22 protein-coding genes are annotated in these 26,220 nt (G+C 53.4%); 20 read left to right on the top strand and 2 right to left on the bottom strand.

Annotation, left to right across the window (positions count from 1 at the left end):
• Positions 1 to 13 precede the first annotated feature (13 nt).
• The 20 genes from Q4I12_RS10185 (at position 14) to Q4I12_RS10090 (ending at position 22,608) form a co-directional block, all read left to right on the top strand.
• A complete protein-coding gene (locus Q4I12_RS10185) occupies positions 14 to 229 on the top strand; it encodes a hypothetical protein (protein ID WP_302261487.1) in 216 nt (71 codons plus the stop codon).
• A complete protein-coding gene (locus tag Q4I12_RS10180; protein ID WP_302261486.1) occupies positions 226 to 1,647 on the top strand; it encodes a zincin-like metallopeptidase domain-containing protein in 1,422 nt (473 codons plus the stop codon). The genes Q4I12_RS10185 and Q4I12_RS10180 overlap by 4 nt, the downstream gene beginning before the upstream one ends.
• A 1-nt stretch (position 1,648) precedes the next feature.
• Positions 1,649 to 3,769 (top strand): DNA topoisomerase 3, encoded by a 2,121-nt coding sequence (locus Q4I12_RS10175; RefSeq protein WP_302261485.1) that lies wholly within the window; start codon positions 1,649 to 1,651, stop codon positions 3,767 to 3,769.
• Positions 3,766 to 4,185 carry a hypothetical protein gene (locus tag Q4I12_RS10170; RefSeq protein WP_302261484.1) on the top strand — a complete coding sequence of 140 codons (420 nt, stop codon included), beginning with the start codon at positions 3,766 to 3,768 and terminating at the stop codon, positions 4,183 to 4,185. The genes Q4I12_RS10175 and Q4I12_RS10170 overlap by 4 nt, the downstream gene beginning before the upstream one ends.
• A gap of 11 nt (positions 4,186 to 4,196) precedes the next feature.
• Positions 4,197 to 4,700, top strand: a complete 504-nt coding sequence (locus Q4I12_RS10165; RefSeq protein ID WP_302261483.1) for a lytic transglycosylase domain-containing protein — start codon at positions 4,197 to 4,199, stop codon at positions 4,698 to 4,700.
• Entirely contained in the window at positions 4,697 to 5,995 is a 1,299-nt protein-coding gene (locus Q4I12_RS10160) for a secretion/conjugation apparatus DotM-related subunit (protein ID WP_302261482.1), read from the top strand. Before Q4I12_RS10165 ends, Q4I12_RS10160 begins: the two co-directional genes overlap by 4 nt.
• A gap of 9 nt (positions 5,996 to 6,004) precedes the next feature.
• The gene (locus Q4I12_RS10155; protein ID WP_302261481.1) at positions 6,005 to 7,780 is read left to right on the top strand and encodes a type IV secretory system conjugative DNA transfer family protein; all 1,776 of its coding nucleotides are present in this window, start codon (positions 6,005 to 6,007) and stop codon (positions 7,778 to 7,780) included.
• Between the two features lie 70 nt (positions 7,781 to 7,850).
• A complete protein-coding gene (locus Q4I12_RS10150; protein WP_302261480.1) occupies positions 7,851 to 8,030 on the top strand; it encodes a hypothetical protein in 180 nt (59 codons plus the stop codon).
• Between the two features lie 626 nt (positions 8,031 to 8,656).
• Complete coding sequence (gene ltrA, locus Q4I12_RS10145) at positions 8,657 to 10,507, top strand: group II intron reverse transcriptase/maturase (protein ID WP_229772605.1); 1,851 nt, start codon at positions 8,657 to 8,659, stop codon at positions 10,505 to 10,507.
• Between the two features lie 5 nt (positions 10,508 to 10,512).
• Positions 10,513 to 11,097, top strand: coding sequence for a hypothetical protein (locus Q4I12_RS10140; RefSeq protein ID WP_302261479.1), 585 nt, complete (start codon positions 10,513 to 10,515; stop codon positions 11,095 to 11,097).
• Between the two features lie 85 nt (positions 11,098 to 11,182).
• Positions 11,183 to 11,356 (top strand): AbrB/MazE/SpoVT family DNA-binding domain-containing protein, encoded by a 174-nt coding sequence (locus Q4I12_RS10135; RefSeq protein ID WP_302261478.1) that lies wholly within the window; start codon positions 11,183 to 11,185, stop codon positions 11,354 to 11,356.
• A gap of 56 nt (positions 11,357 to 11,412) precedes the next feature.
• Positions 11,413 to 15,648 carry a helicase-like domain-containing protein gene (locus Q4I12_RS10130; protein ID WP_302261477.1) on the top strand — a complete coding sequence of 1,412 codons (4,236 nt, stop codon included), beginning with the start codon at positions 11,413 to 11,415 and terminating at the stop codon, positions 15,646 to 15,648.
• A gap of 108 nt (positions 15,649 to 15,756) precedes the next feature.
• Positions 15,757 to 16,956: a tyrosine-type recombinase/integrase gene (locus Q4I12_RS10125; protein WP_196982978.1), complete on the top strand. Its 1,200-nt coding sequence runs from the start codon at positions 15,757 to 15,759 to the stop codon at positions 16,954 to 16,956.
• On the top strand, positions 16,950 to 18,155 hold the full coding sequence (locus tag Q4I12_RS10120) for a tyrosine-type recombinase/integrase (protein ID WP_196982979.1): 1,206 nt from the start codon (positions 16,950 to 16,952) through the stop codon (positions 18,153 to 18,155). Before Q4I12_RS10125 ends, Q4I12_RS10120 begins: the two co-directional genes overlap by 7 nt.
• Before the next feature lie 276 nt (positions 18,156 to 18,431).
• Positions 18,432 to 18,635 (top strand): helix-turn-helix transcriptional regulator, encoded by a 204-nt coding sequence (locus tag Q4I12_RS10115; protein ID WP_165178278.1) that lies wholly within the window; start codon positions 18,432 to 18,434, stop codon positions 18,633 to 18,635.
• A gap of 718 nt (positions 18,636 to 19,353) precedes the next feature.
• Positions 19,354 to 19,704 (top strand): plasmid mobilization protein, encoded by a 351-nt coding sequence (locus Q4I12_RS10110; RefSeq protein ID WP_196982980.1) that lies wholly within the window; start codon positions 19,354 to 19,356, stop codon positions 19,702 to 19,704.
• Entirely contained in the window at positions 19,698 to 20,912 is a 1,215-nt protein-coding gene (locus Q4I12_RS10105) for a relaxase/mobilization nuclease domain-containing protein (protein ID WP_196982981.1), read from the top strand. The genes Q4I12_RS10110 and Q4I12_RS10105 overlap by 7 nt, the downstream gene beginning before the upstream one ends.
• A gap of 12 nt (positions 20,913 to 20,924) precedes the next feature.
• On the top strand, positions 20,925 to 21,296 hold the full coding sequence (locus Q4I12_RS10100; protein ID WP_196982982.1) for a hypothetical protein: 372 nt from the start codon (positions 20,925 to 20,927) through the stop codon (positions 21,294 to 21,296).
• 2 nt (positions 21,297 to 21,298) lie between these two features.
• Positions 21,299 to 22,003: a nucleotide-binding protein gene (locus tag Q4I12_RS10095; protein WP_196982983.1), complete on the top strand. Its 705-nt coding sequence runs from the start codon at positions 21,299 to 21,301 to the stop codon at positions 22,001 to 22,003.
• Positions 22,000 to 22,608 (top strand): hypothetical protein, encoded by a 609-nt coding sequence (locus Q4I12_RS10090; protein ID WP_196982984.1) that lies wholly within the window; start codon positions 22,000 to 22,002, stop codon positions 22,606 to 22,608. The genes Q4I12_RS10095 and Q4I12_RS10090 overlap by 4 nt, the downstream gene beginning before the upstream one ends.
• A gap of 94 nt (positions 22,609 to 22,702) precedes the next feature.
• Here Q4I12_RS10090 and Q4I12_RS10085 read toward each other — a convergent pair whose 3' ends face one another.
• Together Q4I12_RS10085 and Q4I12_RS10080 are read right to left on the bottom strand one after the other, a co-directional pair.
• Positions 22,703 to 23,056, bottom strand: coding sequence for a hypothetical protein (locus tag Q4I12_RS10085; protein ID WP_196982985.1), 354 nt, complete (start codon positions 23,054 to 23,056; stop codon positions 22,703 to 22,705).
• Between the two features lie 17 nt (positions 23,057 to 23,073).
• Complete coding sequence (locus Q4I12_RS10080) at positions 23,074 to 26,157, bottom strand: type I restriction endonuclease subunit R (RefSeq protein ID WP_227118471.1); 3,084 nt, start codon at positions 26,155 to 26,157, stop codon at positions 23,074 to 23,076.
• Positions 26,158 to 26,220: the final 63 nt, after the last annotated feature.

Raw genomic sequence — 26,220 nt, 5'->3', positions numbered from 1 at the left:
GGAGATTTTGCGTATGCAGAACAATCAGCGTAACAGCCTCGGACTTTTCGACGCTTCCCGGCGCTCTGGCGAAAAGGAATGCGTGCTTTTTTCACGCGAAGATATTGAACGCCAGCTTGATGCCGGAGCCTTTCTGCTGCCGCGGGAAGAAGCCGTCGCGGCAGGTTTCCTCAATCCGCAGGATATGCAGGATTGCGTCATTATCGACATCAGGGAGGCCGACCAGTGAGCCCTGCAAAAGAAAGGAAAAATCGCTTTCAGGTCAGCCGTGAAGTTCAGGAGGAGTTCGTCAACGGCATTGCCGAAACCATGCTCTCGCTGGCGGAAAAGGCCGGTAAATGGCAGCAGGGGTGGACTTCCGACACGCCTGTGGGGATGCCCTTCTGTCCTGTGACCGGCAGGGAATACAGCGGTGCAAATATGGTGCGTCTGCTGCTGGCCAGTATTGCCAGAGGCTATGCCGATGACCGCTGGATGACCTTCAGACAGCTCCAGACCCTTCAGGAAGCTCATCCCGAATTGAAGATGAATATTCGCAAGGGAGAGCATGGTGTCAAGGTGCTGCGCCCTGAAGAGGTTGCCTACATCGTAGAGGAAGACGGGAGCTGGAAATTTCTTGGCCGGGAAGAACTTCGCCGTCTTGAGGAACTCAAGACGCAGGGGGCTGTGGTGCCCGACGTGGAGCGCAAGACGCTTTTCTATCCCTTCACGGTGTTCAATGCCGCCCAGATCGAAGGCTTTCCCGCCAAGGAACAGTCCTCGCATACTATGACGGAAATCGAACGGAATGAGTTGGTGGAACGCTTCATCGCCAGTTCCGGCGTTATCGTCAAACACTACGGTGGCGATCCTCTTTTCAGCCACAAGACAAATGAAGTGTCTCTGCCCTATCCTGACCGATTCAGCGGTACGGATGAATACTATGCTGCCAAGCTGCATGAATTCTTTCATGCAACCGGACACGAAAGCCGGGAGAACCGGCAGCAGAAAAAGGTGCAGACGCTCAAGGGCTATGCCTTCGAGGAGATGCGGGCTGAAATGTTTTCCATGCTGGCAGGCGCGCATCTCCGACTGCCCATGCCTGAGACCAATTCCGCGGCCTACATCGCACACTGGAACAAAACCTTTTCCGGCGGCGATGCCAAAGCTGTTTTTCAGGCGGCATCGGAAGCTGCCCGCATCCTGACCATGCTGCATCAGTTTGAAGTGGGCGAGCAGCCCGCAGCCCGGTGGTTTCCCAAAAGTGAGTCGTGGCCGGAACTTATTGAGCTGCAAATGCAGCGTGATGTGGCCAGCGGCGTCTTTGTCCATGAAAAGGAAGACTCCGGTACACAGATATTCGAGCGCCCCCTTCAGCGCAGGGAACCTGTGGAGCCGCTGTCACTTGATGAGGCCGCTGTTGCCTTCAAGAGAACGGACAACCCTGTCAGCAGGGCCCGCATCATCCTGCAAAGCCCGGACTTTCTTGATCTGGCGCTTCGTGAAGACCCCCATTCCATGCTGGATCTGGCCCGGCTTTGTGACCGTATGGCGCATGTGCTTCATATGGAAGCGGACGAAAAAATGCGTACCGCTCCGGGAACTCTGGAAAATCCTGAACCCCTGCAAGAACAGCGGGCGGCTGCCGCGCAGCGTATGAGGTTGTAGCATGAGACTTTTTATTGCCGAAAAACCCAGTCTTGGAAAGGCCATCGCCAGAGGACTTGGCGGCGGTCATACGGAAAACGGGCATATCAGGTGCGGTGACGATTGCGTTACCTGGTGCTTCGGACACCTTCTTGAACCTGCATGGCCCGAAGCCTACGCGCCGGAATATGCGCAATGGCGGCGTGAGCATCTGCCCATCATTCCTTCTTCCTGGAAATATGTCGTCAAGCAAAAGGCGGCTGCCCAGCTCAAGCTCATCGGGAAATTGCTGCGTGACGCGGCTGCCGTTGTCAATGCCGGTGATCCGGATCGCGAAGGGCAGCTTCTTGTTGACGAGGTGCTTGAACATTTCGCCTATCGCGGCCCAGTGTTCCGTATCTGGCTTCCCTCTCTTGATGACAAGTCTGTTCGTATCGCGCTGAACGATATCAGGGACAATGCGCCCAACGCCCCGTTGCGGGATGCCGCACGCGCCCGGATGCTGGCCGACTGGCTGGTGGGCATGAATGCCACTCGTGCCCTGACCATTTCGGGCAGAGAAAGCGGGAGAGCGGAAGTGCTGTCCCTGGGGCGCGTACAAACGCCCACACTGGCGCTGGTCGTTGGTCGCGACAGGAAAATCGCCAGTTTTACCCCCTCGGATTATTTCGTGTTGCGCGTCGGGCTTGCTCATGCCAGCGGCAACTTCTCAGCCGTCTTTATGCCTTCTGAAACACAGGGCGGGCTGGATGACGCCGGACGTCTTGTGGACATATCACAGGCTGCATCCATCATTGAGCAGGTCAATGGGGTACAGGGGACTATTCTGGAATCCCTGCGGGAGAAGAAAAGCACTCCCGCTCCCTTGCCGCACTCTCTGTCTTCGCTGCAAAAGGCCGCCTCTTCCCGGTTCGGCATGTCCGCGAAGCGCGTCCTTGATACCGCCCAATCCCTTTATGAAAAAAAGCTGACCACCTACCCCAGAACTGACTGCCGGTATCTACCGGAGGAGCAGTTTGAGGCAGCTGACGGAGTCCTGAAGGCACTGGCCTCGATTCCGGGTCTGGAACAGTGCGCGGGCAAGGCGGACGGCAAAAGAAAAAGTGCTGTCTGGAATACCCGGAAGGTAACAGCGCATCATGCCATTGTTCCCACCGGCGAATGCCCGGAACAGCTCTCCGGGGATGAACGCTCTCTGTTTTTGCTGATCGCCACAGCCTTCTGCCTGCAATTTCATCCTCCCATGCGCCATGAATCGCAGAAAATCGTGGTTGCTCTTGGAGATACCCGCTGGGAAGCCACGGGACGCCGTCTTCTGGAAGCCGGGTGGACGGCCTTTGCCAGAGAGCAGGAAGACGAAGATGCGCAGGAACAGCCCCTTCTTCCTCTGGTGGAACAGGGGGACGGCGTGCGGTGTGACACTGCGGAAAGCGTGCTCAAAAAGACTGCTCCGCCTTCCAGATTTACAGAAGGAAGTTTGATTGAGGCAATGGCCAATGTCCATCGCCATGTTCAGGATGCACGGGCAAAAGCCACACTCAGGGACAGCAATGGCATCGGGACAGAAGCCACTCGCGCCAACATCATCGAAACCCTGAAGGAACGCGGTTATCTGGCTGTTGAGAAGAAATCGCTTGTTTCCACGCCTCTTGGAAGAGAAGTCATCGACCTGACGCCCCCGGCGCTGAAAGACCCCGTCACCACAGCCGCCTGGGAAGAGCGACTGGAATCCATAGCGCAGGGAAAGGAATCTCTGGAATTCTTCCTTGAGGAGCAGAAGCGCATTCTGCCCGAACTGCTGGCCCCGATTCTGGAGCGTAAACAGAAGCCGCTTTATCCCTGCCCGGACTGCGGCGCGGCCCTTCTGCGCCGCAAAAGCAAAAAAGACGGCTCATGGTTCTGGGGCTGCTCCGCCTATCCGGCCTGCAAGCGTCTGCTGCCCGATGACAAGGGCAAACCCGGCACTCCCAGGGCCAGACCGGTACTATCTGAACATGTCTGCCCCGTTTGTGGCAGGGCGCTGATACTGCGGACAGGTGCAAAAGGCGAGTTCTTTGGCTGTTCGGGCTATCCCGCCTGCAAGCAAATCTATCCTGTCGGCGCAAATGGCGCTCCCGACACGAAAAAAAGGAGCAGGAAATGAAGCGCATTCTTCTCCTTTCTGTCCTCTGCCTTTCCTTCGCCTCTCCTTGTCCTGCCTCGTCGTGTCAGGATGTTCAGGACGTTGCAGGCACGGCCATGCAGCAGCGAAACGGGCGCATTACGGATGTCTACAACACCCTTGTTCCTGATCCTGAGTCCGAACGAAAACCTCTGGCTACCTGTCTGGACTGCGTCAATGACATTGGCGATGCCTTCAATCTCGGCGTCACTCTGCCGGGCATAGAACAGCTTATCGAGGGCATGTGCAATCAGGTGGATTCCCTGATCCAGCAGAAAGTCAATGACGCCCACAATCAGGTGCTCAACAGCGTCAACGGCATCGGCGGTAACAACCCCTTCAAGGTTTATGGCACAAGCGGAGAATTTCTCCTCCAGCTGAAAGGGGGCCTCAAATGAAGGTGCCGGCCATGCTTTTTTCGCTTGTGGCCCTTTGCTTCCTGGCGGGCATCTCCTGTGCCGCCGAACGCGCCAGAGTCACGTTACCGCAGACACGCCCCTTGACGGCGGCCTGCGTTCTTGATGCGGCCCGTGCCGGAGGTCTGCCTGCAGCCGCGCTGTTTGGCATCCTTGCGACAGAAGGCGGCAAGACGGGCGAAGCTCTGCGCAACACCAATGGCACATGGGATATGGGACCGTTTCAAGTCAATACGGTTCATGTCGATACGCTGGCGGCAATGGGCATCGCCCCGGAAGCCGTCCTTCAGGACGGCTGCGTCAATGCGTATGCGGCAGCCTGGCTGCTGCGCAGGGAATACCTGCGTACCGGAGACATCTGGCAGGCCATCGGCGCATATCACTCCAGAACCCCCCATCACCGGGATGCCTATATGGCGCGGGTACGGGCCAATCTGGAGAAGCTGCATCACCGGGGAATTGCCATGTTGCCATCCCTTCAGGAGGCGCGCCCATGAGTCAGCCTTCCGATAACAGGGATGATCTGCTCTTCCTGTGCTGCGCCTTGCTTATTCTGTTCTGTGTCGTCATTCCGGGATTGTATGCTGCTCACTGCGGCAGTATCAACGGGCCGCTGCTCCGTCTGGCTCTGGCGCAGGTCAAGATATTTGCGCCTTTTTCGGAAGAAGCCCGGACAGCCCTCGCCCGCTTGTCTGACATAGACCCGGCATCGCTGAACTGGGAGCAAATGCGGCATATCCTGCATTACTCCGCTTCCTGGATACGCTGGCCGCTGGCACTGATTCTTGCCCTTTGCTTCCTGCATGTCTTTTTCCATGACCGTGTCGGGCGTCTTGTTCGTCGTTTCAACATGAATCGTCTGCTGAAGAACAATGCGGCCTCCTTCCCCTGTCTGTGGCCTGTTGTCGAGCGTGGCAGCTATCTGCTTTCACAGAAATCCTTTGATAGCGGACTGTGGCGTATTGCCCGCACGCCTGGCCAGTTTGCGCTGGAGCAGGGGCTGCTGCTTGATGCGGACGGACAGCCGTTTTCCCCCGAACAGGGCTTGCGTGACGGACTCCCGGATACGGAACTTCCCGTCTGGGGCAATGCCCGTCTGGACGAGGCAAAAACGCTTGAGGTGCTGCGGGCGCAACTCGGTAAACCGTTTGAGAACTATGCGGAACTTGCGCCATGCCGCCAGGCTCTGGCCGTTGCGTTTCTGGCATACGCAGGTGGGGACAAAAAAAGCGGTGTCTCCATTCTGGATGCCATGTCCCTGTCCTACGTCGAAAAAGGAGAGTGGGCGACGTGCTCCATTCTGCAAAAGAAAACCTTCCAGTATCGCTTGAAAGAACTCTGGGAGCGGCATAACGCGCTGCTCTCCGAGCGCTGCCTTTCCCGCCATGCGGCCTTTGAACTGCCGTGGTTCATGGCCCTGCTGTACCGCGCACGGCGCAAGGGGGTGCTGGCCAATTCGCAATTTCTCTGGCTGCGTCCGCTGGATCGGCCCCTCTGGTATGCGCTCTGCCAATGCGGGGGACGCACGGCCATGATGGAAGGGGCTGCCGCATGGGCGCATTACCATGCGGAAGAACAGGCCGGACAGGCTCTTTCCGAGCCGCATGTGGCCGCTGTCGTGCACAGTCTCAGGGCGGCGCTCAATGCCCAGGGCTGGCTGACGGAGATTTTCATTCCTCCCATGTCCGGCGCCCATGACGCATCCTTGCCGGAAATCGTTTTTTCCAAAGCCGAAGACGATCCCGAATATGACGCTAATGAAGATCAGACTCTGGCGCAGGAACAGTACTGAGGTGGCTCTATGACCAGAAAAATACGCGGTCTTGAAGATCATGAAACCCAGGAGCGCAAACAGCTCCTTCGGGATGTGCGCTCTCCCTTGCAGCGTCTGAACGATATGCTCAAGCTGAGACAGGTTCAGACCGGCGGTCTTTGTGCGGCCGGGCTGTGTCTTGTCCTCTTTCCCGGCTATGCCATCCCGCTCTTCTGTGTGGGCATGGCTTTCTTTGCCGCCCGGCGCTGTGCCATCCCCAGAGAGCATCTGCCCTTTCGTATGCCGCTGGGACAAAGGGGAAAGGATTGGGGCGATCCCTTGCCCGGACGGCGCGGATACGCTGCGCCGGAAGGAATCTTCTTTCTGGGCAATCGCACGCAGGACGGGCAGGAACTCTGGCTGAAAGCCAAGGATATTCTCACGCACTGCCTGTTGTTCGGCACAACCGGTTCCGGCAAGACGGAAACGCTTGTCTCGCTTTCCTACAATGCGCTGGCCACAGGAAGCGGCCTTTTTTACATCGATCCCAAATCGAGCGCCAAACTCCCTGTGCAACTCTGGCAGATGGCGCGTTTTCTGGGACGTGACGATGATTTCCGGGTTCTCAACTACAGCACCAGCGGCAAAACACGGGATAAGACGCCGGAACGGCTGTCAAACACGAACAATCCCTTCACATTCGGCAGTGCCGAGGGCCTGACCCAGCTTCTTGTCTCCCTGATGTCGGTTTCGGATGGAGCAAACAGCATCTTTGCCGACAAGGCGCAGACTCTGATCACCGGCATCATGTATGCGCTGGTGGATTTGCGCGACAAGGGCTTGATCAAGCTCTCCACCAGAGTCCTCCGTGAGACGCTGACGCTGGAAAAGTGCGTAGAGCTGGCCATGCGCCCGGAGCTGGACGAGGAATCCCGCGCCTCCATTCAGGCAGCTCTGGGAAGCACCAGCTGGATTGCCGGACGGGAGCTGAAGGATCAGCCGCCGTCCTTTGCGGAGCAGTTCGGCTACGCCCAGTCATATTTCGGCAAGACGCTGGCCAGTCTGACGGATACCTATTCCCATATCTATGGCGTGGAAGATGGAGAAGTGGACTTTGCTGATGCCATCATGCAGCGCCGGATTCTGGTTGTTCCCCTGCCTTCTCTGGAAAAGGCTCCCGCCGAACTTGAGAGCCTCGGAAAAATCAGTCTTTCCGCCATTCGCAATGCCTGTTCCGTGGGTCTTGGGGCGCGTATCGAAGGTAATGCCGCCGATGTGCTGGAGTCTCTGCCCACAGATACCATAGGCATAGGGCCTTACCTCTGCATCGTGGACGAGTATGCGGCCATTGTCACTCCCGGATTTGAAGTTGTCCTCACTCAGGGACGCGGGCTGGGCATCGCCGCCATTGTGGCCAGTCAGGATTATGCGGGCATCCTTGAAGCTGACCAGAAGGGGGCGCAGCAGATGGTTGCCAATACCTGCGTCAAAATCTTCATGAAGATGCAGGATGCCGAGAAAACCTGGGAATTGCTGCGCGGACAAGCCGGACAAAGCACTGTTCTCCGCACCACCGGCTACAGCATTGATGAAAAAATCAGTCCTGAATATCGGGATGCCAACGCCACAACGGTGGAGATGGAAGACCGCGTCGTCCTGCGGGATTTGCAGGAGCAGATCGAAGGCGAGGCACATTTCATCTTCAACGGACAGATTGTTCGCGGGGATATGTTCTTTGCCAATCCTCCCCTGAAAAATGCGCAGCTGCGAATCCCCCAGCTTCTTCAAATATCTCAGGAGGCCAGTCATGCATCCGCTCTGTAATGTGTTGTTCATACTGGCGATTGCCTGTTCTTTCGTGTTGCCTGTGTCGTCGCTTCGGGCCGGAACGCCGATGTCGGATCGTGTTGCCGTGGAGGCCGGAGTACGAACGGAGCTTGCAAAGGACCTGGCCCTGCCGCCTCCGGCCTTGTCCGATCTTTCCGGCAGACGCTGTCTTGACGGCAGGCCCGTGGACGGCATTCAGGGGGAAGTCGTCGAATACTGGGCCAATCTTGAATGGTGCGCTGTGTAAGTTTGTAAGGGAAGTGGGTTGAATACCCTGGAATTGCAAATAGATTCCATGCACGCCAGAGTTAGCGGTGCTTGTAAAAGCTGAAACTGCGAAAGCGGAACGTGAACATAGCATCTCTGGAAAAGGCACAAAGAATGACAATCACCGGTCATAGTCTTATGCAAGTGCAAGTCATGTATGGTGAAAGCTGAATTGCCTGAACCCTAGTCTGAGCAATATTTGGTTTCTATAACAACGAAGAAAAGGTGATTGAGACGTTGTAATGAGGTATATGATGGACTGGCATTCTATCTGTCATAATTTGCTGCCTCATGGCACTTCCCAATAGGGATGAAAAGACGAAAAGGGCACCTAACCATGACGTATCTTTACTTACAGATAAACACAGGATTGCCTAAGCTGGTTTGTTATAAAAGACAACCTGTATGGCAACGGAGGCTCCGTAGTACCCAAAGTCATGTTGTAATGACAATGGCAGAACGTATCCAATCGGTCCGCAATTACGGTATAAGTAAAGCAGGAATGCGACGAAAGCCGGAAATATGTGGGGGAAGGGAGCTATGGATGTCGGAATTACAAGTCATAAGTAGGTTGCGCTAATGCGAACAGAAACTACGATAAAGGCTATGAATTCCATTGCAAAGGTTTCCATGAGTGGAAGAAGGGTCAATGGCCTGTTCAGGCTGGCGACCAACCCTGAAGTTCTGTGGAAGCAAGCCTATGCCAACATATACTCTAACAAGGGAGCCATAACAAAGGGCGTAGATAGAAATACGCTTGATGGGTTCTCCGAAGAAAGGGTGAACCATTTGATTGGGCTGTTGGCAAGGCGTGAATATTGTCCGAAACCTGTACGGCGCACATACATTCCCAAAAAGAATGGAAAGTTGCGTCCTCTCGGTATTCCAACCGGAGACGACAAACTGGTGCAAGAAGTGGTCAGAATCCTTCTTGAGCAAATCTATGAGCCTATTTTCTCTGAAAATTCTCATGGATTCAGACCGGGAAAATCCTGTCATTCTGCTTTGCGACAGGTAAAAAACGTCTGGAACGGAACGAAGTGGATTATTGAGTTTGATATCAAAGGATTCTTTGACAATATCAATCATAATAAGATGATTGAATTTCTGGAGAAGAAGATTGATGACAAGCGCATAATTCATATTATTCGTCAAATGCTCAAAGCTGGATACGCTCAAGATTGGAAATACAATGCTACATGGAGTGGGACACCACAAGGTGGCGTCATTTCACCAATATTAGCTAACATATACCTTCATGAACTTGATACGTTTATGGAAGATATGATTTGCCAATTCAACAAAGGTGAAAGACGAAAGGATAATCCCGATTACAAAAAGCTGTGTAGGCAGATGATTATAATCAATCGTGAGCTTAGAGAGCTTAGGCAGAAATTCAAAGAAGGCAAACCTTTGAATGATGCCCGCAAGGAGATACTACGCGAACGCCGAGAGATACAGAAAAAAATGCGAGTTATCAATTCCAGATTACACGTTGACTCTGAATATAGGAGGCTTCGTTACGTTAGGTATGCTGATGATTTCATCATTGGAGTCATTGGTACACGCAAAGAAGCTGAATCAGTAATGCTACAAGTGAAGGAATATATAAATAATGTTCTTCTGCTTGAAGTGTCTGAAGAGAAAACTTGTATCGCAGATGCAAATGATGGAGTTAGATTTCTTGGGTATGATATAAAGACATACACAAGCACAAAGACGACAAAAATTGCATGGGGAAAGGGAACTTGTAATCGAAGGACAATTTCAGAAAAAATGCAGCTCCACATTCCATCTGAAAAGATGTTCCAATACGCGAGTAAAAATGGCTATGGAGATATGGCAATATTCCGCCCAAAAAGTCGTCCTGCATTGTTACGGCGTAGCGATGTGGAAATATTGATGACATATAATGCGGAAATGAGAGGATTAGCAAATTATTATTCCCTTGCTCAAGGCTACAAAACAGCTCTGCAAAGAGTTATTGGTCTAGCCCAATGGAGTTTCTTTGCAACACTCTCTCATAAGCACAAGAGTTCCATAGGAAAAGTAGCTCGTAAAATGAAACTATCTGCTCAATCTGGATATGAACTGAAGGTAAATATCAACGGAATTCCAAAATCCTACAGGCTTTTCAGGTTGAAAGACCATGAACCTCCAAAAATCCATAATTCTAATGTGGATACTCCTTGGGATACTACACGATTCACAATGACTCGTTCAGAATTGGTGCAGCGATTAAATGCAAACACCTGCGAATATTGTGGGAAAACAGGGGGATATATGGAGGTTCATCACATTAAAGCTCTGAAGGATGTACAGGGAAAGAAGCAACTGTGGCAACAAATGATGTGCGCCATGCGTCGAAAGACCATGGTTCTCTGTGTTGATTGCCACAATGAGCTTCACCGCCGTGACCTTCCCTATTGGCGAGCCAAAGCAAGGAGGCATCCGTGAGAGCCGTGTGCATCGAAAGGTGCAAGCACGGTTCGGAGAGAGGGGTAGTGCATCCAGACCGGATAACGCGCCCCTACTCTACCTCCTACTGCGGCATTCAGGAAGTCATCAGGGCACAGCGCGAAGATATCAATCTGTGCATTGTGGTGCGCCATGCGCCCGCAGAGGCCTATGGAGAATCCCTGAAAAAGGCGCTCTGCTATGAGGCCTTGCACAGCTTTTCAGTCAATGCCGCGCATCGGTTCTGGGATGCTGTTGTTCCCAGAACGGAACTAGGGATTCCCGCCCCCTATGAAGGCATCCTTCAAGCGGCGCTGCAGGAAGCGGCCATTGCGCCAGAAGCCTTTGGAGACGCCCTGCGCAAGGCGTCCACGCTGGTAAGCGCGGATATGTTTGCCGCGCGTTCCCGCATCACTTCGACGCCTACCTATGTGCTGCAAGGAATCCGTTTCCCTGCCTGCGATTTTACGGCAGCGCAGCTTCGCCATGCTCTGGAACTTGCCGACAGGGCACGTTCCGGGGATGCGGAAGCCGGGGAGCGTATCGTTGAGATGATTACGCATGGTCTGCTGCATGAAGCCCTGATGTGACCCTTCCCGTTGACACCTGCCTTTTCTCCCTGTAAATCTTATTTTCAATGAAAATCTTTTAAGTAAGATTCAGGGAGAAAAGGTCATGGAAATTGCCAAGGTAACGTCTCGCGGACAGATAACCCTGCCCCTGGCCATCAGGAAAAAACTTGAGGTGCAGGAAGGGGATAAAGTCGTTTTTTATGAAGAAAACGGGCGCATTGTTGTGGAAAATGCCGCAAAGCTGACAGTCGCGCCCAGACAGAATTCCGGCGAATAGGAATCGACAGGGCGCGCCACGCGCTTTCGCTTCCTGCGCCTTGAGGGACGAAAGTGATGGCCAGACGACGCAAGCAGACCCATGATCCCCGCCAGATGTCTCTGTTCGATGCGATGGTGCATCATATTGAGCAGATACGAAAAGAAAATATTCAGGATGACATGCGGGAAGAGGCGCAGTCGGCGTCTTTTCCAAGGGATGAACAGCGGCCTGCAAGCGTTATTCCCGCATCAGACCAACAGAACATTCAGGAAGACAGGCAGACCAGGCCTTCCAGAGGCTGGTTCGAGCTGCTCGGCGATTCTCCGAAAACGATGAGACCGCTTGGCCTCAACGGACGCGGAGAGACGGTATATGAAATGGAAAACGGGGTACGGATGTACAGCCGTAATCCCGAATTCATGCAGACCGTTGACGGAGACGGCAGCACCCCGGAAGAACTGTTCCTGCAAAATAACCACAACTTCCTGACGATTCAGGAAGTTGCAGCCTTCAGACAACAACATTCCCCTTCTTTGGAGCGACAACATGCTGGACAAGCCGACAAACCCGCTGGACATCGCAAGAACCGTACTCAAGCCGGAAACAATAGAGGAAGTAAAGACGGGGGGATTTCCCAATTCAGCCTATTTGATTCTGGATCGCTGGGCGCTGAACTGCCCGGACGAACTGAAGAAGCTGGAAGCGAGAGACAATCTCGACTTGATGATTCGCCTCGATCAGCAGCAATCTCTGGAGAGAAGGATTCTGTGCAGCGAGACAGCCCGGCAGGCGAGCCTGAGGGGGATGTCGGATTGGGAAATTCTGGAGAGCTGCGGGGTGGAACTGAACCTGCCAACTACCGCATAACGCCGGAAGACCGTCTCGGCGTCGGCGGCGCAAAAAGCAAATACGCGGACAATGTGGCCGCCATTCGCCTGTTGCAACAGCTACAGGCTGGCGGCGTAAAACTGGCCACCCCGGAAGAGAAGAAGACGCTGGTGCGCTTTGTCGGCTGGGGTGGCCTGCCGCAGGTCTTTGATGCGAAGAATGAGCAGTGGGCGGCAGAATATCGGGAGCTGCAAGGGATTCTTTCTCCGGGTGATTATGCTGCCGCCCGCCGTTCCACCCAGGATGCGCATTACACTTCGGAAACCGTCATCCGGGCCATGTATCAGGGACTTTCCCGGCTGGGCGTCGGTTCCGGGAAAAAACTGAATGTCCTTGAACCGTCGGCGGGCATCGGTAATTTTATCGGCCTTTGCCCGGAAGAGTTCAATGCGCGTTTTCTGGCCGTGGAGCTTGATCCCACGACGGCGGCTATCGCCAGCTATTTGTATCCCAAATCAAGCCATAACAATAAGGGCTTTCAATCTTCCGGTCTTCTTTCTCCGAACTTTGATCTCATCATAGGGAATCCGCCCTTTGGCCAGCAGTCCCTGTATGATCCGGATTTCCCGGAACTGAAAAAGTTTTCCATCCATAACTACTTCCTTGCCAAGTCCATGCGGCTGCTCCGTGAGGGCGGCATAGCGGCATTTGTCGTCAGCCGCTATTTCATGGATGCGGCAGACTCGTCCGCCCGTGAGTATATTGCCGATCAGGCTGATTTTCTGGGGGCTGTGCGCCTGCCGGAGACGGCATTCCGTCAGAATGCCCTGACGGACGTTACGACGGATATTGTCTTTTTCCAGAAGCACAACGGCGAAAACAAGCGCAGCCGGGACTGGATTACCACGTCAGAAATTGAGGTTGACGACCTCAAGCAGGGCATCAGGCGGCCTGCTGTCGTCAACAGCTTCTTTGCCGCACACCCGGAGCAGATTATCGGGAGAATGGTCTACTCCGGGGGCATGTTTGCCGATGCGCTGAACTGCGTCAAAGACAGTCCCGCTACGGATTTGGGACAGGAGATCGAGTCCCGCCTTGCGATCCTGCCTGCGGCACAGTTCAGGCCGCGAGAGCAACAGCAGGAAAAAGCGCCCGCCTCACAGACGCTGAACCGGGAGTTTATTGACTCCGCCTACTTCCAGGCGCTGAAAATGGGGGCATTCTGCCTCGAACCCCGAAGCAGAAAAATCGTTTTCAAGACCTCCGGCAACTTTGGCGACGGCGGCTATGAACCTGTTTCCACAAAGAGCGAGTCTGCCCGGCAACGTCTGATTTCTATGATTCAAATCAGGGACAGCGTGCGCGAGCTGCTCAATGAGGAAAAGGGGAGCGGCGATGAAGGGCGCATGGCCTCGCTGCGACAGAGGCTCAATACGCAGTATGACACCTTTGTCAGAAAATACGGCCATCTCAATTCCCAGACAAACAGAAGTCTTATGCGGGAAGACCCGGAACATGCCCTGCTGGAATCTCTGGAAATGGAGTATGACAAGGGCATTTCCCCGGATATGGCCCGCAAGACCGGCAGGGCCGCCAGACCGGCTTCCGCACGAAAGGCGGCCATCTTCCGGCAGCGCGTTCTTAAACCGGCGGAAACAGCGCAGACTGCCGACAGTCCCAAGGATGCGCTACTTATTGCCTTGAGGGAAAGCGGCAAGGTGGACTTTGCCCGTATGGAGCAGCTCCTTGGGAAGCCTGCCGACACTGTGCGGCAGGAGCTGCAGGGGCAGGGGCTGATTTTTCTCAATCCTGGGACGGAACTCTGGGAGATACGCGACAAATATCTGACCGGCAATGTCCGGGAAAAGTTGCGACTGGCACAGGAAGCCGCCAGAACGGACAGCCGTTTTTTAAGCAATGTGGAAGCCCTGACAGCTGCGCAGCCCCCCGACATCGAAGCCGTGGATATCGGGGTAAAACTTGGCTCAACTTGGCTGCCGCCTGACGTGGTGCACGCATTCATTGAGCATCTGCATGGCGGGCACGGCTTTCAACGCGTGGAATATCTGCCGACGCTCGGCAGATGGAATGCGCATGTGGGTATTACCGACGGGGCCCTGAATACCAGCGTCTGGGGCATTCCCGAATATCCGGCAAGCAGGATTATCGAAGCCCTGCTCATGAACAAGCCCATCAAGGTGGAGAAGGATACCGGCCAGAGGGATGAACAGGGCAGGCCGATTATGGAGCTGGATCAGGAGCTGACGGCGGCTGCCATGCAAAAGGCCGATGAAATCCGGCAGACCTTTGTGGACTGGATATGGACGGATGACGACCGGCGGGTGCGTCTGGCCAGATTGTATAATGACCGCTTCAATACGCATGTGCCGCCCCGCTATGACGGTTCCCACCTTGAGCTGGTCGGAGCCTCCGCAGAAGTGAAGCTCCGCCCGCATCAGAAGGACGTTGTCTGGAGAGCCATTCAGGAAGGAACCGCCCTTTATGATCATGTTGTCGGCGCGGGCAAGACAATGGCCTGCATTGCCACCATCATGGAATCCAAGCGCATGGGCTTTGTCTCCAAGCCGATGGTCGTCGTCCCCAACCATCTGCTGCATCAGTGGCGGGATGAGTTCTACAAGCTTTATCCCGATGCGCATATTCTTGTGGCAGACAAGACGGACTTCACCAAACAGAACCGGGAGCGCCTGTTTTCCCGTATTGCAACGGGGGACTGGGATGCCGTTGTGGTCGCGCACAGTTCCTTCCGCAAGATCGACATGCCCCGTGACATTCAGCAGGAAATTCTGAAGGAGCAGATTGACGCTGTCGTGGACGCCATCGGAGCCGTCAAAGAAGCCAAAGGCGGACGGGCGACGATCAAGCAGCTTGAGAAACAGCGGGAAAAGATGGAGGCCCGCTATGAGCTTCTGCTGGCCGGAACGGGCAGGAAAGATACGTCCGTTGATTTTGCCGATCTGGGCGTTGATGCGCTCTTTGTGGATGAAAGTCACGAATTCAAGAATCTTGCCTATCAGACGACCATGAATGTTTCCGGTCTGGGCAATATCACCGGCTCTGCCAAGGCCCTCGATCTGTTCATCAAGTGCCGCTATCTGCAACGCAAGAATGAAGGGCGCGGCGTCTACTTCCTGACCGGCACGCCCATATCGAACACGATAGCCGAAGTCTACACGCTCCAGCGTTATATGCAGTATGAGGAATTGCAGGCCAAGGGCATCGAGCATTTTGATGCCTGGGCATCCACATTCGGCCAGATTACCAACGGCTGGGAACTTGATGCCACCGGGGTAAACTACAAACTCTCATTTTACGTCCAAATAGACTTGTTTAGAGTTATAATATTTTATATTTCAATATGTTATATTAAAACAGTCATCCAGAGAAGTCCAGAAATAGCGCCTTGCATCCCGCTGTTTTCCGGGTATTATTCAGGGTATCCATACAAATTGGCATTCTGAAATATTCTCATATAGTCAATTGATAATACTACAAATATTTTTATTTGTGGGTATCTGATACCACTGGATTCATGGGGATTTACGGGTATCCCGAATACGGAGAAAATCATGCTGGATGACCACATTATTCAAGGCTTGAAAGCCGCCGACAAACCGAAAAAGTATGCGGACGGCGGTGGGCTGTTCCTGTTCATTCCGACCAGCGGCAAAAAACTCTGGCGGCTGGCGTACCGTTTTGAGCGAAAGGCCAAGCTCCTTTCCTTCGGTGAATATCCTCAGGTATCACTCCGCGCCGCACGGCAACGCCGGGATGAAGCCAAGGCCCTGCTCAAGGACGGCATCGACCCGGCGGAACACAGGAAGGCCGCACGGACATCCGCCTCCAACGCTACGTTCCAATCCGTGGCTATGGAATGGTACGAGCGGGAAACCCTTCACTGTAAAAACCGCTATCGCTCCTTCATGATGCGGGGGATGACGGAATATTTCTTTCCCGTCTTCGGCGGCAAGGCCATGACAGACGTTACCGCCGAGGACATTATGAGCGCCATCGAACCGTTGCGGCAATCCGGGAAATTGCGCGGAGGACGCAGGCTGACGGATGTCTGCGGCCAGATATGCCGCTATGCCGTCGCCACCGGCAAGACCGCGCGGAACTCCACGGAAGACCTGCCCGCTTCGCTGCGTTCCAGACAGACAGGGCACAGAGCCGCCGCGCTCGACGCCGGGAAACTCGGTCAGATTATGCTGAACCTTGAGCGGCATGACGGCTATTTCCCTGTGCGGTGCGCCCTGCGGCTGGTTCCCCTGCTGTTCGTCCGTTCCGGTGAATTGCGCTGTGCGGCATGGAATGAATTTGATTTCTCCCGCAGGCTCTGGGTTATCCCCGCGAAACGCATGGCGACGAAACATGAGCATGTTGTGCCTCTCGCGCCACAGGCAGTCAAAATACTCAGGGAACTGAAGGAATACTCCGGTCATGGAACCCTGCTGTTCCCCGGCGTCCGTTCTCCTGAACGCCCCATCGACATATCCACCATCACCGTTTCCCTGCGCAGACGCGGATATGACGGCGTAAAACTGTCCTTTGACGGAATCCGCTCTCTTGTCGCCAAATTACTGTTCGACCTTGGGTACGAACAGAACATCATCGACGTGCAGCTGGCACACTCCGGGCGCACACGTTTTGACCCGTGGCGGCATCTGTCGGAAAGAAAAACCATGATGCGGGAATGGGCCAGATATCTTTTTCTTCTGCGGGACAAGGCGTTGCAGGATACATCCAGTCAGGGAGGTACGTCATGCTGACCGACACGCAAATCAGGAATCTGAAGCCCGCTGAAAAAGCGAAAAAGTACGCGGACGGCGGCGGCCTGTACCTCTATGTCGCCAAAACCGGCTCAAAACTCTGGCGTATGGCGTACCGTTTCAACGATAAGGAAAAGCTGCTCAGCTTCGGGGAATATCCGATTGTCTCCCTGAAGGATGCCCGGACAAAGCGAAATGAGGCGAAAAAGCTGCTTGCCGACGGCATTGATCCGGGCAAACGCAAGAAGGAGATGAAAAACGCCGCCCTCCTCGCGGAAGCCAATACCTTCGAGCATGTTGTCCGTGAATGGCACGATACGCAGACAGTCCACAATTCCGAAAAAGACAGAGGGAGAAAACTGCACACGTTCAAACACTATCTTTTCCCCGCCTTGAAACGGAAGCCCATTTCCGAGGTCACGGCGCAAGACCTGCTGCTGATACTCAAGCCGCTTGAAAGAAAGGGAAAGGAACTTATCGCCCACAGAATCATCCAGTATTGCGGCATGGTTTTCCGCTATGCGGTTGCCACAGGCAGAGTGCCGCGCAACATTGCCGCCGATCTTCGCGGAGCCATACGTCCGCATCGGGGCAGGCACAGGGCCACCATCGTTTCCGCCGAAAAAATCGGCGTGCTTCTGAACAGGCTGGACAACTATCACGGACATTTTCAGGTCAAATGCGCGCTGCGCCTTTTTCCCCTGTTCTTTGTCCGTTCCGCCGAACTTGTCCGTTCCGAATGGAGCGAGTTCAATCTGGAAACGCGGGAATGGCACATACCGGCCGAACGCATGAAAATGCGAAAGCCGCACATTGTTCCGCTGTCATCACAAGCCGTTGCCATTCTCAAAGAGCTTCACGCCGTCACCGGAGGCGGAACATACCTTTTCCCCTCAAGGAACAGTGTGAGGAAGCCTATCCACTACTCCACGCCCTTACAGGCGTTACGCGCTATGGGATACGGCAAGGAAGAGATGTGTATTCATGGCTTCCGGGCTATGGCCTCAACCCTGCTCAATGAACAGGGCTTTGAGCCTGACTGGATTGAGCGTCAGCTGGCCCACAAGGAAAAGAATACTTCCCGGTTCGCCTACAACCATGCCCAATATCTTCCCCAGCGGCACCAGATGATGCAGGCATGGGCCGACTATCTGGACGGCTTGCGCGAAGCAACACAGACGGACAATGACATGCTATAGCGCCATCTGAAGTCCGTAAAAGACAAATACGGCTAATACAACACAGTGCAAACAGTGTTTTTATGTGTTGTTAGAGTTGTGTAATTTCAATATATTGCACGATATCGCTTTAAAGCACAAAAACATGTCAAGCTGTATTTTGAATTTTTTTGAACACAAGCGGCATCTCACAGGACGCTATTGGATTTATCCCGCTGTATGCGGGGACTTCGAAAACGAAAGAGCGGGAAAACCCATGATATACTGTGCCGAACATAACCAGCCAGGAGGAACTCCATGCAAAATATACCCAATAACGCTCTGCTTCGTTTGCCGCAGGTACTCGCGCTCATTCCCGTCAGCCGCAGCGCGTGGTGGGCGGGCTGCAAAAGCGGCCGCTATCCGAAACCCGTCAAACTCGGCCCGCGCACAACGGCGTGGAGAGCGGCGGATATTGCCGCACTTCTGGAAAAGCTCACCGCCGAACCGGAGGAAAAATGAACTTCGCTTCTTCCCCGGCTTTTCGTCCGTCACACCCGCACGGGTGCCGGAAGCGGTCATCCGGTCAAGGCCATGCCCTGTCGGGCCGCTTCGCGGGCCTTGACAGGATGCCCTTGCTTTCCGGCTATGGACGGTTGCGGGCGACGGACGAGGAAGCCTCCGGCGGGGGCTCTGTCAAAGGAAGTCCGCTGTTCAAAAACACAAACGCAGCAATACAAAAAAGCATTTTCCGCCTCCCGCAATTTTCCCGCATACCGACAAGCGGCGGACACGATGCACATAAGGCCGCCCCGGCTTGCGCTCCGCAGAGTTCTCCCCATACATGCGCTGTGACCGCCCGCCCAGCGTTTATATGTCCGCGCCGTCATGTGCGTTATGCCGACCTTGCCTTGTGTCGGATACTGACTACACGGCTTGTGCATGGCGTTCAGGCATTTGCCGCATACCATCTCCTCATGTGTCGGATGTTTATCTGGAGCCGTCAGTATACCCACCAGCGACTCGCCGAATACAAGTCCGCGCCGCGCCCGATACGCACCCGCCGCATTCCCGATGCCCGCATCATGCATCCCCGTTTTTGCGCGGATGCCTGTTCGCTCGTCCGGCATTGTCTCCGAGGGCCAGCCTACGTTTCGTCTATACGCTGCGCGTATAGCCTCACGGCTGGCAAGGGGCGCTGCCCCTTTGAACCCCGCAAAGCCCAAAGGCAGGGAAAGCGGTGAAACGCGTCAAACCCGTTCGCACTGCCTCTGTCGTCGTGCGTGTGTTCCCGGAGGAGCGCGACATCCTCCGCCTCAACGCGGGGCTGCACGGCATGAGCATGTCGGAGTACATCCGCCAGACCTGCCTTGGCATCCGTCTGCGGAAAACGCCGGAAGAGAAACGGCGGTTGCGGGAACTGGCACGCATCGGCGCGAACATCAATCAACTTGCGAGATGGGCCAACACCTATAAACGCGCGGCGGAAGCCGTGGAGGTATTGGTGGCGCTGGCGGGCATCGAACAGCGCATTATCGAGTTCGCATCATGCGCCTCAACGGAAGATGAACCGGAGGCGGAACCATGCTGATGAAGGTCTTTCCGCACGGCACCGGAGAAGGCGACAAGCCCAGCCGCTATCTTGTACGCCCGGATTATCCGGGGAGAGACACAGCCCCGCCCCAGGTGCTGCGCGGCGATCCAGTCATGACCCGCGCGCTTATCGACAGCATAGAGCGGCGATGGAAATTCACTTCCGGCGTTCTGTCATGGCACCCGGATGAGAAGATCAGCGAGGCACAGGAAGAGGAAGTCATGGACGCTTTCGAGCGGGTGGCCTTCGCCGGTCTGGACGCGGATCAGCGCAATATCCTCTGGGTGAGGCATACCCATGCCGGGCATCACGAGCTGCATTTCCTCATTCCGCGCCTGGAGCTTTCCAGCGGCAAGGATTTCAATGCTTGTCCTCCCGGCTGGCAAAAGGACTTTGACGTGTTCCGCGACCTGTTCAACTGGCGCGAAGGCTGGGCGCGGCCTGACGACCCGGCGCGGGCAAGGGATGAGCTTCCGAAAAAAGCCAACCTGTTCAAGGCGCGAATGGCGAGATGGGGCAAGGAAATCAGAGAAAGCGACCGCGACCGGGCCAAAGAGGTTATCCATGCTTTCCTAAAGGAAAAAGTGACGCAGGGACTTGTCCGGAACCGGGAAGATATTCTGAGCGCCCTGAAGGAACAGGGGCTGAGCATCAACCGCGAAGGCAGGGACTACATCAGCGTCATTGCCCCGAACAGCGGCATGAAGATGCGCTTCCGGGGAGGTTTTTACGCCAGAGGCTGGACACCCAAAGTCGCTCAGGAAGAAGAATCCGAAGAAAAGAAAAAGGAAACAGCACGGCGCATGGTCGCCCGCCTGCAACCGGCTTTTGAGCGCGTCATTGAAAAACGCGCCGCCTGCAACATCAAACGCTATCCGGCAAAATGGAAACAGCTCCCTGACGAGGAAGCCCTTCTTTTGCCCCAGCTTCAGGAGGAGCCCCTTCATGACCGAAACCGAACGGATGCTGATGCAAAGCCTGAAACGGATGGAGGAGAACTGCAACGCCCGACTGACGGCCTTCGGCACGAGGATCGACGTACTGGAGGACAGGCAGATGCTGATTCAGACGGAACTGCGCACCTTGAAGCGATTGTTCACCGATGTCAGCGAAGTGTACAGCAGCTTGCAGACCTTGCTGGCGACCTTGAAAAACGGCGCATAGAAGGCGAACGGCAGAACCGACCGCGTATGCGGATGCGATAGGGAGCGACGCGCATGGGAAAGTTCAAACGCATTCCGGTGAAAGACATCAATGCCATGCGGAAAATCCTTGACGACCTGCCGGACAAAAATCTCGGCAAGACACGGGAGGAAGCCGCCGAACTGCTCAACGCCAATATCCTGAAAGCGTTTGAAAAGGGATACACGGTGAAGGAGCTGGCGGACATCTTGGCCCAGGGCAACGTGGTCATTCCCGCGCCCGTCATCAGGGCAAAGGTGCTTCCCGCGAAGGCGGCTTCGCGAAAACGTGAGCCGAAGCCCCGGCCCGAAACCGCGAAACCCGTCGCGGCTCCTCCCGTCACGTCCCACGCACAGGAAGAAATCCCGGACTTCTACACGCCGGACAAACCCGATTCGGAGCTTTGATCATGAACATTCAGAACAGCGTATTCTATGTCGGCGGCAGCAAGGGCGGCGTCGGCAAGAGCCTCTTTTCCTTCGCCCTTGTGGACTATCTTCTCAACAGAAACGCAAACGTCCTGCTTGTGGATACCGATACCGACAACCCTGATGTCTTCAAGGCGCACAAGGAGCTTGCCCTGCCGAATCTGCTCTGCCGTCTGAACTGTCTGGACGACGCCGACGGCTGGGCGGATTTGCTGGACACTGTACAGAACTACCCGGATCATGCCGTGGTCATCAATGCCGCCGCCCGTACCAAGACCAGCACGGCCAGTCACGGCGACATCATGAAGCAAGCTCTGCGAGAGATGCGGCGGGAACTGGTTGTCTTCTGGATAATCAATCGTCACCGCGATTCCATCGAGCTTCTGCACTCCTTTCAGGAAGTATTCACGGACGTGCCCATCCACGTTTGCCGGAATCTGTATTTCGGTGAAGCGCGGCGTTTTGATATGTATAACAGTTCCAAGGCACGGGAAGCGGTGGAGAAGAACGGCAGGACGCTGGACTTTCCGGCGGTCGGCAACCGCGTGGCCGACTGGCTGTATTCCAGACGCATGTCCATCCGCGCCGCCCAGACTGAAATGCCCATCGGCACACGGGTGGAATTGCAGCGCTGGCGGAGAGTGTGCGCGAACATGTTTGATTCCGTCATGGGGGAAGCGTCATGAGCATGGATACTGTGATTGATCTCGGCAAGGCGTGCGGCAGGGAATTGTCCGAAGCGGAAGCGGCGCGTTTGCGGGAAATCGGCAACAGGCTGAATCTCCGGGAGGATGACGCGCTCTGGCCGCTGCTGGCCGCGATGGAATATCAACGCATCTACTATGAAGCGTTGCCGGAAAAAATCGCCGGAGCGTCCAGAGCCATCGTGGACAGCATGGCCGCTGCCGCCGAAAAGGAAACTGCCGCCGCCCAAGCCCGGCTTACCAACAGTGTGGTGAAGGAATCGCGGAATCTTGCCTCGAAAATTCGATACGACAGGCTGGTGCCGATGGGACTGCTTGCTCTGATTTGCCTGCTGGCCTACGGGAGTCTGATGCTCTGGGCGGGCTTCCGTATCAACACCGGACGGGATGTTCCTCTGGCGGCAATTCTGCACATGCCCTCAGGCTGGCTCATCAGCGGGCTGTGTCTCGCGGCAGGGTTATTTTGCGGCGTTTTGAGCGCAAAGAGCTTCGTCGAAGAAAAAAAGGGGATATGGAAACAAGGAATCTCGGCACTATTACTTATTTTTACAGGATGCAGCATGTTTGTTTATTTAATAACATATTGAAATAGTATATCTATACCTATATATTCTAAGGCTCCTTTATTTTTACTGCTAGTCATGTTCATAATTCCATATAACACTACGAACATGTTGTTTTTCACCAACCAATTTTTCTTAATGCCTGAACAGTATTCTCTCTGAGCCTTAACTTACATTCTTCATTTGGTTGATGAATAAAATCCATAAGGAAGAAAAGCCAATCAAAATTCTGTTGATTTTTTGAAATCCCAAATTCTAGAGCTAAAGATTTTACAAATAGACCATATTGTAAATTAACAGCATTAAAATTTTTATATCCAAGAAGTTCAGATAATTGTCTTGCTGTCGCGGTATGTTCTGTGCATTGAAAATGTGTTTTTAAAATCTTCACTTTCGTACTGTGCATTACCTGAGCATTACGAAAAAGTTCCACAAAATCATCTACAGAAATGTCGCAAAAATTGTTTTCCATCGTAATATCCTATACTACTATTGATTATCTACCCATAATTCACATTGTTTCATCACAGTTTGGATAGCATCCTCCATACCCTCAGGAGGATATTTGTAACGTCTGAGAAGACGCTTCACAAGTATCCTCATACCGGCGCGTGCGCTTTGTTTCTTCTGCCAGTCGATAGTACGATTTTTCCTCAATAGTTCAGTCAATTCTTTGGTAAGTGACTTCAACTCTTCATGCTGATAAAAATCTTTGATAGCCTGAGGCTTTGTCAAGGCATCATAAAAGGCCAGTTCTTCTGTCGTAAGGCCAAGAGATTCACCTTCTTCATTTCCAGCGGTAATATCACCAGCAAGCTTCAAGAGTTCCTGAATTACTTCTTCATTGGTAAGCATACCGTTGAGATACTGATTCATAGCGCGCTGAATGATTTCAGAAAATTTTTCCGATCTGACAATATTTGTTCTTCGGTATACCGAAACCTGCTCAGCGATAAGCTTTTTCAGTATTTCTATAGCCAGATTCTTTTCTTTCATACCGGCTATTTCTTCAAGAAACTTTGGATCAAAAAGTGAAAATCCTTTTTGAACATCCGAAAAAAGATTGATGACTCCATCACTTTTAATACTCTGTTTCAGCAACTCATTAATACGGGCATTTATTTTATCAAGGGATAACTTCTGCTCTGTTCCTCCGCTGGCAAGACGCACCAGCACAGTGCGCACGGCTTCAAAGAAAGCGGCTTCAAGGCGGGTAAGCTCATCTACCAAACTCGCACATAAAGAGAGAGCTTGCCGCAGCAGCAAGGCCTCTTTGATGAATTTTTCCTTGGTATCTTTGTCATCAACCCCGGCTTGATGCTCAGCAGTGCTTTTTGCAAGCAGGAAGTTGGCCGCGCCGCTGATGCTTTTCGCCCGATCCAGATCATTGCCGTGCAGGAATGCCCCATAGTCAAAACCATGCAGAAAGTCACGGCAAATGGACAGCTTTTCCTGAAATTTGGGCAGAGCCGCTTTGCTGATGTCCGTATCGCCGTAGTTTTTCTGGTCTCGTCCGGTATAGTCGTGCATAGCCTGTTTGAGTGCCGATGCGATACCCACATAATCCACCACCAACCCGCCTTCCTTGTCGCCGAACACACGGTTTACACGGGCAATAGCCTGCATCAGGTTATGTCCGGACATGGGCTTGTAGACGTACATGGTGGCAAGAGATGGCACGTCAAACCCCGTGAGCCACATATCAACGACAATGGCAATTTTCAGGGACGAGGCATTATCTTTGAAGAGACGCGCCATATGCTCTTTGTGGGCCTGATTTCCAATGACTTTTCTCCATTCTTCCGGGTCATTGTTCCCCTGCGTCATGACGATTGCCACCTTATCCGTCCAGTCAGGACGCCGTTCCAGTATCTTGTGGTAAATCTTCATGGCAATGGAGCGTGTATAGGCCACTATCATGGCTTTGCCTGTCAGCAAAAACGCTCGGTTTCCTTCATAATGTTCAAGAATATCATCAACTAATGAGTTCAGTGTTTGATCCGCTCCGAGAATGGCCTCCATCTTGCCAAGTTCTTTCTTGCTTTTTTCGATGGCGTAAGGCTCGGCGTTTTGCGCCATCAAATCATACTCGGCGTCAATGAGTTTGAGAATCTCAGCATCAAGATTCAAATGGACAACACGACTTTCATAGTATACCGGGCGGGTTGCTCCATCCTCGACCGCCTGAGTCATATCGTATATATCAATGTAATTGCCGAACACTTCTCGTGTGCTGCGATCTCTGGAGGATATTGGCGTACCGGTAAAGCCAATAAACGTGGCATGTGGCAGATTATCACGAATGATTTTGGCTGAGCCTGTTATTGTTCTTGTTTCCACCTCGCCATCTTCCCGTGTGCGGGTTTGTATTCTGGGCACCAATCCATAATGTCCGCGATGTGCCTCATCCGCCATAACGACGATATTTTTTCGCAGAGATAAAGCCTCGGAACTTTCCTCAAACTTTTGCATGGTGGTAAAAATGATACCGTTGGCCTGTCGATTGGCCAAAAGCTCATGCAAATGCTTTCGGCTTTCTGCCTGCTGCGGAATTTGCCGCAAAAAATCGCGGCAGCGGGAAAATTGTCCATACAGCTGGTCGTCAAGGTCGTTTCTGTCTGTCAGCACAACGATGGTCGGGCTTTCCATCACCTCTTGCAAGGCATGAGCATAGAAAACCATCGAGAGGGATTTCCCGCTTCCCTGAGTATGCCAAAAGACACCGCCTTTCCCATTGCCAACACTAGCAGTCAGTGTTGAGGACACAGCCTTTTTCACAGCAAAATATTGGTGATAGGCCGCAAGGATTTTGAAAGTATTTTGCCCATCGACATTGAAGCAGATAAAATTTTTCAGAATATCGAGAAAACGTTCCTTCTCGAACATCCCCTCAAAAAAGGTATCAAAATCCGCATACTGCGTATTTTCATAGCTTCCATCCTTTGTTTTCCACTCCATGAAGCGATCCTCACCGGAGGTAATAGTGCCTGCCTTTGAGGTCGTCATATCGCTCATGACACAGATGGCATTATACGCAAACAAGGTAGGGATCTCATGGAAATAATTACGCAGTTGCCGGTACGCTGCGGAAGCATCCGTCTCTTCACGAGAAGGAGACTTCAGTTCTATAACAACCAGAGGAAGCCCATTGATAAAGAGGATAATATCTGGCCGTTTTTCTGAATGCTCAATAAATGTCCACTGATTGGCAACAACAAAATTATTCTTTGATGGATCATTGTAATCCAGCAGATGGACAATGGAAGAACGTTCCGTACCGTTTTCAAAAAATTTTACAGGAATGCCGTTTTGCAGATAATCCATGAAAACCATGTTTTTTTGAAGCAGCGAACCACTTTCCAGATTTTCCAGTTTGGAAAGGGCTTCGGCAATAGCCTGACGGGGCAAATGCGCATTGAGGCGCGGCAGGGCATCCCGCAACGCTGCTTCATGGAAAGGTTTATGGTAATCCCTTTCAAAATCAGGACCATAGATATAGTTATAGCCAAGCGAGGCTCTGAAAATCTCCAGTACGGCATTTTCATAATTACTTTCTGAATATTTTTCCGACATGGCGTTTTCTCCGCGTTATCGCTCATTGCAGGTATGGCAGGAAACCGTCAGAATGGCAATATC

Source organism: Desulfovibrio piger, from assembly GCF_951793255.1.
Lineage (GTDB): Bacteria > Desulfobacterota > Desulfovibrionia > Desulfovibrionales > Desulfovibrionaceae > Desulfovibrio.
Note: the sequence above shows the minus strand (reverse complement) of the source record. Positions and strands in the feature narration are given on the sequence as shown.

Excerpts from the sequence above, each read along its gene's own strand:
- Q4I12_RS10185 (WP_302261487.1), top strand. The coding sequence starts at position 14 with ATGCAGAACAATCAGCGTAACAGCCTCGGACTTTTCGACGCTTCCCGG.
- Q4I12_RS10175 (WP_302261485.1), top strand. The coding sequence starts at position 1,649 with ATGAGACTTTTTATTGCCGAAAAACCCAGTCTTGGAAAGGCCATCGCC.
- Q4I12_RS10170 (WP_302261484.1), top strand. The coding sequence starts at position 3,766 with ATGAAGCGCATTCTTCTCCTTTCTGTCCTCTGCCTTTCCTTCGCCTCT.
- Q4I12_RS10165 (WP_302261483.1), top strand. The coding sequence starts at position 4,197 with ATGCTTTTTTCGCTTGTGGCCCTTTGCTTCCTGGCGGGCATCTCCTGT.
- Q4I12_RS10160 (WP_302261482.1), top strand. The coding sequence starts at position 4,697 with ATGAGTCAGCCTTCCGATAACAGGGATGATCTGCTCTTCCTGTGCTGC.
- Q4I12_RS10155 (WP_302261481.1), top strand. The coding sequence starts at position 6,005 with ATGACCAGAAAAATACGCGGTCTTGAAGATCATGAAACCCAGGAGCGC.
- Q4I12_RS10150 (WP_302261480.1), top strand. The coding sequence starts at position 7,851 with ATGTCGGATCGTGTTGCCGTGGAGGCCGGAGTACGAACGGAGCTTGCA.
- ltrA (WP_229772605.1), top strand. The coding sequence starts at position 8,657 with ATGAATTCCATTGCAAAGGTTTCCATGAGTGGAAGAAGGGTCAATGGC.
- Q4I12_RS10135 (WP_302261478.1), top strand. The coding sequence starts at position 11,183 with ATGGAAATTGCCAAGGTAACGTCTCGCGGACAGATAACCCTGCCCCTG.
- Q4I12_RS10130 (WP_302261477.1), top strand. The coding sequence starts at position 11,413 with ATGGCCAGACGACGCAAGCAGACCCATGATCCCCGCCAGATGTCTCTG.
- Q4I12_RS10125 (WP_196982978.1), top strand. The coding sequence starts at position 15,757 with ATGCTGGATGACCACATTATTCAAGGCTTGAAAGCCGCCGACAAACCG.
- Q4I12_RS10120 (WP_196982979.1), top strand. The coding sequence starts at position 16,950 with ATGCTGACCGACACGCAAATCAGGAATCTGAAGCCCGCTGAAAAAGCG.
- Q4I12_RS10115 (WP_165178278.1), top strand. The coding sequence starts at position 18,432 with ATGCAAAATATACCCAATAACGCTCTGCTTCGTTTGCCGCAGGTACTC.
- Q4I12_RS10105 (WP_196982981.1), top strand. The coding sequence starts at position 19,698 with ATGCTGATGAAGGTCTTTCCGCACGGCACCGGAGAAGGCGACAAGCCC.
- Q4I12_RS10100 (WP_196982982.1), top strand. The coding sequence starts at position 20,925 with ATGGGAAAGTTCAAACGCATTCCGGTGAAAGACATCAATGCCATGCGG.
- Q4I12_RS10095 (WP_196982983.1), top strand. The coding sequence starts at position 21,299 with ATGAACATTCAGAACAGCGTATTCTATGTCGGCGGCAGCAAGGGCGGC.
- Q4I12_RS10090 (WP_196982984.1), top strand. The coding sequence starts at position 22,000 with ATGAGCATGGATACTGTGATTGATCTCGGCAAGGCGTGCGGCAGGGAA.
- Q4I12_RS10085 (WP_196982985.1), bottom strand. The coding sequence starts at position 23,056 with ATGGAAAACAATTTTTGCGACATTTCTGTAGATGATTTTGTGGAACTT.
- Q4I12_RS10080 (WP_227118471.1), bottom strand. The coding sequence starts at position 26,157 with ATGTCGGAAAAATATTCAGAAAGTAATTATGAAAATGCCGTACTGGAG.